Annotated in this window: 6 protein-coding genes; 4 read left to right on the top strand and 2 right to left on the bottom strand. The window is 47.5% G+C overall.

All coding sequences use genetic code 11. The annotated features are described in order from the left end of the window. Positions 1-202: 202 nt before the first annotated feature. Together A4E54_RS01315 and A4E54_RS01310 are read right to left on the bottom strand one after the other, a co-directional pair. Complete coding sequence (locus tag A4E54_RS01315; protein ID WP_240084653.1) at positions 203-2581, bottom strand: heavy metal translocating P-type ATPase; 2379 nt, start codon at positions 2579-2581, stop codon at positions 203-205. A gap of 20 nt (positions 2582-2601) precedes the next feature. Continuing rightward, positions 2602-2958, bottom strand: a complete 357-nt coding sequence (locus A4E54_RS01310; protein ID WP_240084654.1) for an ArsR/SmtB family transcription factor — start codon at positions 2956-2958, stop codon at positions 2602-2604. An 817-nt stretch (positions 2959-3775) separates the two neighbouring features. On the opposite strand from A4E54_RS01310, the gene A4E54_RS01305 reads away from it, so the two are divergent. From A4E54_RS01305 to A4E54_RS01290, 4 genes are all read left to right on the top strand, one after another. After that, positions 3776-4000: a hypothetical protein gene (locus A4E54_RS01305; protein WP_286723874.1), complete on the top strand. Its 225-nt coding sequence runs from the start codon at positions 3776-3778 to the stop codon at positions 3998-4000. 110 nt (positions 4001-4110) lie between these two features. Beyond that, positions 4111-4683 carry an HD domain-containing protein gene (locus A4E54_RS01300; protein ID WP_240084656.1) on the top strand — a complete coding sequence of 191 codons (573 nt, stop codon included), beginning with the start codon at positions 4111-4113 and terminating at the stop codon, positions 4681-4683. Between the two features lie 535 nt (positions 4684-5218). Beyond that, positions 5219-6163 carry a family 2A encapsulin nanocompartment shell protein gene (locus A4E54_RS01295; protein WP_240084657.1) on the top strand — a complete coding sequence of 315 codons (945 nt, stop codon included), beginning with the start codon at positions 5219-5221 and terminating at the stop codon, positions 6161-6163. Beyond that, positions 6150-7856 carry a family 2A encapsulin nanocompartment cargo protein cysteine desulfurase gene (locus tag A4E54_RS01290; RefSeq protein ID WP_240084658.1) on the top strand — a complete coding sequence of 569 codons (1707 nt, stop codon included), beginning with the start codon at positions 6150-6152 and terminating at the stop codon, positions 7854-7856. Before A4E54_RS01295 ends, A4E54_RS01290 begins: the two co-directional genes overlap by 14 nt. Positions 7857-7881 lie beyond the last annotated feature (25 nt).

Genomic DNA, 7881 nt, shown 5'->3' with positions numbered 1-7881 from the left:
TCTTTGCCATGCCCATTTTTAGGAATGTCGTGAAAAGGACAGTCTTTTTAGCCTGGCATGCCAGAATTTCCAGTTGCTTTATTCCAGATTTAATGATTCCTCCCATCTAATGCCGAGAGCCTATTTAATATCCAATTTGTTAAAACAGCAAGTACTACCCCCGACTCCCCCCCGGCAAATGCTAACCCCTTGTTATCCTGAATTAAGCTTGATGCTTTACTTTAAGCAGCCTCATCCCGTTCAAAGTAACCAGCAGCGAACTCCCCATGTCGCCCGCCACGGCCAGCCACAAAGTCAGCCAGCCCGGAATGACCATTAAGAGAATCAATCCTTTCACCAGCAGGGCAAAAGCGATGTTTTGCTTAATTATCCTGAGTGTCTTACGGCTTAGCCTCATGGCGTAGGATAGCTTCGTCAAATCGTCTGCCATCAAGGCGATATCCGCGGTCTCCAAGGCAGCGTCTGAGCCGGCCGTCCCCATGGCTATTCCTACGGTAGATATGGCCATGGCCGGAGCGTCGTTTACCCCGTCTCCCACCATAGCTACCTTGCCGTACTGCGCCAAAAGGTCCTTCATCCTGGACACCTTCTCCTCCGGCAGCAGATCGGCCTGGAATTCATCTATCCCCGCCTTAGTTGCTATAGCTTGGGCAGTGCGCGAATTGTCACCGGTGAGCATAACCGCCTTCTGGATGCCGGCTTTCTTTAGACTTTCGACGGCTTGTTTGGTATTATCTCTCAGGACGTCGGCCACGGCTATCACGCCAATAATTTTCTCCATGTCTCCAAGGAGCATTGCGGTTTTGCCTTCGCTCTGGAGTCCGGCAACAATATCCGCAATCTTGTCGGGGCCAAGCCCTTTTTCAGCGAGCAGCCTTGGGTTGCCGATCTGATAGTATCTGCCTTCAACATCACCTTTCGCGCCCTTGCCGGGAATTGCTTCAAAGTTGGCAACCTGGGGAACTTTTATTCCCTTTTCCCGGGCGTAATCGAGAATTGCCTCTCCCAGCGGATGCTCGGAGCGAGATTCAATAGCCGCCGCAATAGCGATTATTTCTTGTTCTGAACAGTCATTTACCGTAAAGACATCCGTAACTCGCGGCTTTCCCACCGTCAATGTGCCAGTCTTGTCAAAAGCCACAACCGACAAGGCTCCGGCTTCCTCCAGGTAGATCCCGCCCTTGATCAGAACACCGCGCCTGGCGGCGCTCCCTATGGCCGAGACGATGGACACCGGAGTAGATATCACCAGGGCGCAGGGGCAAGCCACCAGCAGCATGGCCATAGCCTGATAAAACCATTTATAAAACGGCTGTCCGAAAGCCAGCGGCGGAACAACGGCGACCAATGCAGCACCCATTACGACCAAAGGCGTGTAGTATTTGGCAAACTTGTCTACGAACTGCTGCGACGGGGCACGCTGGCCCTGGGCCTCTTCTACCATGTCGATGATCCTGGAAATGGTATTATCCTTGGCCAGTTTGGTAACCATAATCTCCAGGGAGCCACGTTCGTTAATGGTACCGGCATAGACTTCGTCTCCAATGCTTTTTTCCACCGGCAACGACTCACCGGTAATAGGAGACTGGTTGACCGAGGAAAAACCTTGTACTACTTTACCGTCCATGGGGATTCTCTCCCCCGGCCGGCAGATGATGACATCATCTATGCCAATTTCCTCGACGGGCAGGGTCACTTCCACCCCGTTGCGGCTAACCAAAGCTTCGTTGGGTGTCAGTTCCATTAAGCCCCGGATCGAGTTTCTGGTCTTATCAAGGGTGTAGCCCTGCAGGGCGTTTCCCAACGAAAACAGGAAAACAACGGACGCGGCTTCCTCAAATTCACCTATTGCGGCAGCGCCAACTACGGCAATAGTCATTAACACGTTCATGTCAAGCTCACGCGCGTTTATAAGTACGGAGATGCCGTTTTTTGCCATCAGGAAGCCGCCCAGGATAATCCCGGCAAGAAACAAGGTATTAGTAAACATAAGGGGCGCGTCAAGTCTCTCGCTAATGACGCCAAAGATTAGCATTACAAATGAAATAACAGTCGGGATGGCATATTGATTGGTCTTCCAGAATGAAACCGGTTCCGGCTGCTTGTCATGGCCCTCATCAATTCTACCGAAGTATCCCATCTTCTCTATCGTGGTCAAAATTTCAGGAAGAGGCCCCTGATGAACAACGATCATCTTCGAAGCCCCAAAATTGACTTGTGCCTGCGCTACCCCCGGCACCTTGGCAATACGTTTTTCCAATTTGGCCGCGCAGTCGGCGCAGTCCATTCCGCCAATGCGAATAGTTGTGGTTTTGCTGCCACATGCAGCCCCGGTTCCTGCTTCTTCCTTAGCTTCACAACCCAACGCTTTAACTTTTTCTAAGACCTGTTGAATCCCAGTCTGCGTTGAGTCATACTCAACATTAAGCTTTCCCAAAGGGAATGCTATGCTGGCCGCAGCCACGCCGGGCATCCGTTTTACGGCCTTCTCAACCCTGGCCGCGCAGTCCGGGCAATCAATCCCCGTCACAGCTATTCGGCTGGAAACAACAGAATTGCTTAATTCAGCCGTTTCTCCCATGATTAATGCCTCCTAATCCTCTATTCCGTGACATGCTCAAGGCCCTGCGCAAATAATCCCCGGACGTGGCTGTCGGCCAGGGAATACCACAGAATTCTGCCTTCCCGCCGGAACTTGATCAGACGCATAGTCCGGAGAACCCTAAGCTGATGAGATACCGCTGATTCAGAAACGCCAATTACCAGCGCAATATCGCAAACACATAGTTCTCTGGTCATTAAGGCAAACAAGATCTTCACTCTAGTAGGATCTCCCAATGCCTTGAACAATTCGGCCAGTGAACCGGCTACATCCTCGCCCAACATTGCCTTTTGCACTTCTTCAACCGCCTCTTCATGTATACAAGTGATTCCACACCTGTCCAGTTCCATAGCCATTTAAGTTTCCCCCTATACCGATTGGTTTTAGATTATGCCACATATGATCATCTGTTCATATATCATATGATAATTATTCCTATGGAATAAGTCAAGATATTTTTTTCGAGGATGGGGGGCAAGGGGGACGGTGCTTGTTGCTCTTCTCTTAGAAGACATTTCTAACATAAAGAATTTAAAAAAGATCCTAAATCGTTGACGATGAGCGGAAGATCCGTGAGATATTGCGGATGCACCTTGAAAAAGAAGGTTTTTATGTCAAGGAGGCGGGGAACGGAAGACGCTTTGGACCTGATTGCTCAAGAAAAGTGGGACTTATTGATCCTGGATTTGATGATGCCTCGATACATGATAACGTTTTAAAAAGTTGCCAATTTGGAATTTGTAGCTGTAAAATAAGTATGAGCGATTACCAATAATCTTCAGGCAAAACTGAAAAGGAATTTCACCCTGGAGATAAAAAAGAAACTTCCAGTGCAATCCGCCAAAAAACAAAGGAGGTTTCTTCCATGAATACAGCTCTTCAACTCCAGACAGCCACCGGCCACATTAAAGAAAGCCACTGGTCGCAAGAGAAAAGAGTGAGTACTTTACTCCTTGATCGGCTCATACTTAACTCGGCAAAACGAGAAGGTTGGGAAGTAGCTTGAAATAAGGGAACGCACCTTTGAAACCACACTGGGAGTGCTTAGCCACCCAAGACGCTACTACAAAAAGCGTACCTTAAGTGGAGCTTACGCTTATACTTTTTTGCTGGACGAGCTGCTGGTATGCCATCAAGAGCCCATGTCTCTCCCGGTTGAGCGAAATAGCAGTAATGCTTGCTGCCGGACAGAGCTACAGGAAGGCAAAAGAAACCATAAAGACCGCTTTGGGGGTGAGTATCAGCCACGGGACCATCCATCAGGATGTCCAGGTGGTCGGTGAACACCTCAAGAAATGGGATGGAGAAACAGGTTTAGACAGCACTGGTACCCGTGTTGTTCCTTTGTTGATTGTCGAAGTGGACGGAGTAATACTCAAAACACCAGCGCCAGCATAAAATAAGTGAGCAGAGACGCTTTGAGTTAAAAAACAGCCGTAATTTATGAAGGGTGGGGAGAAGGTTTTGATGGTGATGTATTATTCTAATTTAAGGGAGTAGAACCAATTATGGAAAAAATTTATAATAAAATTTATGAATTGGTCAAACCTTTTCTTAATACCAGAAAAAATGACATTCATGTTGAAATATCTTTAAGTTTTGCATTGAAACTATTAGAAAAGGAAGCCGGTGATCCCGAGGTTGTCATTCCGGCAGTGCTTCTTCATGATCTAGGCTGGTGGCAGGTGCCGGAAGAACTACAACTGAAAGCGTTCGGACCTCAGCTTGACAGGGAACTTCAACGTATACACGAAGTGGAAGGAGTAAGAATGGCTAGAGAGGTCCTGGGAAAATTTAATTACGAAGAAAGCAAAATGGAAGAAATTCTACTTATTATTGATGGCCACGATACCAGGCTCGAAGCAGTTTCTCAAAATGATCGAATTGTTAAGGACGCTGATAAACTATTCCGTTATTCCCCGCGCGGCTTTGAAATTGACGCCGAACGCTTTGGGATAAAGCGCAACCAACACCGGAAATGGCTTAGCGAATGCATTGAAGAATGGTTCTTTACGCCGACGGCGAAATTGTTTGCCCGGGAAGCATTACAGGTTTTAGGATATCAGAAGCAAAGTATTTAAAATAGCCGGAGGGAGAAAGAAATTCCCATTTAAGAGGCAGCTGTATGAGACATATTGCATCCAGAACATACATAACTGGGGTTTCGCCTCGCTTGTGTTTGTTGTTTTAGATAAACTAACATATCTACAAGCAATTAGGTGAAACCTTTTATTTTTCCATTTTTGACACTTCTTAGAACTTGCCTTTCAAGGGCTTAATAAAATAGAGCGTTTTAAAGTGTTTCAGCTTCCAACCATTCTTACCGTTAGATTCGTTCGCTGGGCTTCTATCACTCGCATCCGGATCACCGGCCGCTCTTTCAAATTATGATCTGGAACACGCATGGCCTTTTTTTCGTACATCATGTATCGGTGGCGAAATCTAGAAATTATAAAAATTGACAAGACTGTTGACCATTGATCCTCTAAAATGGCTTATAACGGCCTTTCTTTTAAGCGTTTTAAAAACAAATAGTATAAGTTTATTAAATGAAGGAAAGTATAATCCTGCAATATAAGGAAAGTGGAAGTGCTTTAAACAAAGGAGGTGTTTATTATGGAAGAGCAGGAAAACAAAGTCCCTGCGCTAGGCGCGCATGAGGCGTATCAACTTGCCAAGGTAACGAAAACAGCGCCGCAATTCGATTCGATTACGCCAAGATGGTTAGCCAAGTTATTGGAATGGAAGCCTCTGGAAGCAGGAATTTTCAGATTGAACAAAGTTAAAGAAGGAGAAACTCCTCTTGATGTTCTCTGCAGTCAGCAAGACGATGCAAGAATACCGGAAGGTTTTGTCAATTACGAGTCAGACCCTCGGGAATACATACTAACCTCAATATCTACGGTAGTCAATGTGCATACCCGCATATCCGACATATACAGTTATCCTTACGACCAGATCAAAGAACAGCTTCGCCTGGCTATGGAAAGCATAAGAGAAAGACAGGAAAGCCAACTGATCAACAGCGACGATTACGGACTATTAAAAAATGCGTATGATTCCCAGAGAATTCAGACGCGCAACGGCCCTCCCACTCCGGACGATATGGATGAGCTTATTTCAAAAGTATGGAAAGAGCCTTCATTTTTCCTCGCGCATCCAAGAGCTATCGCGGCTTTCGGCCGTGAATGCACCAGACGCGGAGTGCCGCCCGTGGCAGTTAATTTATTCGGCTCACCGTTTTTAACATGGAGAGGCATTCCAATTATTCCTACAGACAAACTGCTTGTCGATGGTCAGAAAAGACCGAAGGGACAAGCCGGTAAAACCAATATTCTCCTCGTCCGTACCGGTGAAAAGAAACAGGGTGTTATCGGCCTCTTCCAGGCAGGTGTGCCGGGGGAACAGTCGAGGGGCTTATCGGTAAAATTCATGGGGATAGATAAAAACGGAATTGCATCATATCTTCTTTCGATATATTGTTCTTTAGCCATTTTGACGGAAGACGCGGTCGGGGTGCTCGAAGACGTGGATGTGGGAAACTATTATGAATATAATTAATAGCAACAATACAATCCCCGGATCCGGTCTTAAAAAACTCCAAGCCGGTTCTTTGGCTCCCCACAGGAATCTTTTGCCGGACCCTTCTGTGCTGGAGGCCATGGCAAACGAATATTTCCCCGAGTTTTCCGCTCGGGAAGCTCCTAATAAGAGTTCTTCTATTCAAGAATTCGTGCCGAATCCGGCGGCAACGAAGAATGTTTTTTCGGAAGAGGATTTCTTAAAAGCAATCCCGGACACTCTGCAAATTGATGATATCAGCGTGTCTCCATCCACAACTGAGCTCAATAAATACTATCAGGCGGCAATTCAAGATGAATGGCAACAGCTTTCCTTTCTTGAAAATGCCGAATCAATTTCATCGCCTGATCCCACCGGATCAATAGTTAATAATAATGAAACTCTGAATAAATACCCGACTCCCAGTATAAGCATTGCACCGGTGATCGTTCCTTTAACGGATTTTTCTTATGAGCATTTTGACGTGAACGCTGTCCGCAGGGATTTCCCAATATTATCGGAAAAGGTAAACGGGAAAAATCTGGTCTGGCTGGATAACGCGGCGACAACCCAGAAACCCAAAAGCGTCATCGACCGGCTGGTCTATTTCTATGAACATGAAAACTCGAACGTGCACAGAGGGGCGCACAGCCTCGCCGCCCGCTCGACGGATGCCTACGAAGGGGCAAGAGACACTATAAGCAAGTTTCTCAACGCCCCTTCGTCATCGGAAATTGTTTTTGTGCGCGGCACAACCGAAGCGATCAATTTGGTCGCGCAGAGCTTTGGAAAATACCATCTTCAGAAAGATGACGAAATTGTCATTACCTGGCTTGAACATCACGCCAACATTGTTCCCTGGCAGATGCTCTGTGCTGAAACAGGAGCTAAACTCTGCGTTGTTCCAGTTGACGAAACCGGCCAGGTTCTTTTGCATGAGTATGAAAGGTTGCTCGGCTCCAAAACGAAAATAGTCGCGGTTACGCATGTTTCCAATGCGCTGGGTACCATTGTTCCGGTAGCGGAAATGGTGCAGATGGCGCATCGATACGGGGCGAAAGTCTTAGTCGACGGAGCGCAGGCTGTTTCTCATTTGAAAGTGGATGTTCAGGCTTTGGACAGCGACTTCTATGTGTTCTCCGGGCACAAGGTTTTCGGCCCGCCGGGGATCGGGGTTTTATACGCCAAGCCTGAAGTTCTGCACGCGATGCGCCCTTATCATGGCGGCGGAAACATGATCGCTGATGTAACCTTTGAAAGAACTGTCTACCAGGTCCCGCCAAACCGGTTTGAGGCGGGAACGGGAAATATCGCGGGCGCCGTCGGGCTCGGCGCCGCCATAGATTATGTGAATTCCCTGGGCATGGAAAATATCAACAGGTATGAGCACGCTCTTCTGGAATACGGCATGGACGCTTTAAAGCGCATACCCGGTTTAAAGCTGATCGGCACGGCCAAAGAAAAAACAAGCGTGCTGTCCTTTGTCCTGAAAGGCTTCACCACGGAAGAGGTCAGCAATGCCCTGAGCCAAGAAGGAATAGCCGTCCGGGCAGGCCATCACTGCGCCCAGCCGGTTTTAAGAAGGTTCGGGCAAGAGAGCACCGTCAGGCCTTCACTGGCGTTTTACAACACACGCTCAGAAATAGACTTGCTGGTTTCGGTGCTCTGGAATTTGAAAAGCAGCCGTAATTAAGGATGGCTGCAACAATAGGGCAGAT

Origin of the sequence: Pelotomaculum sp. PtaB.Bin117, from assembly GCF_002067195.1 — a bacterium.
In the GTDB taxonomy this organism is placed as follows: Bacteria; Bacillota; Desulfotomaculia; order Desulfotomaculales; family Pelotomaculaceae; genus Pelotomaculum_D; species Pelotomaculum_D terephthalicicum.
This window is presented reverse-complemented; position numbering and strand designations above follow the sequence as displayed.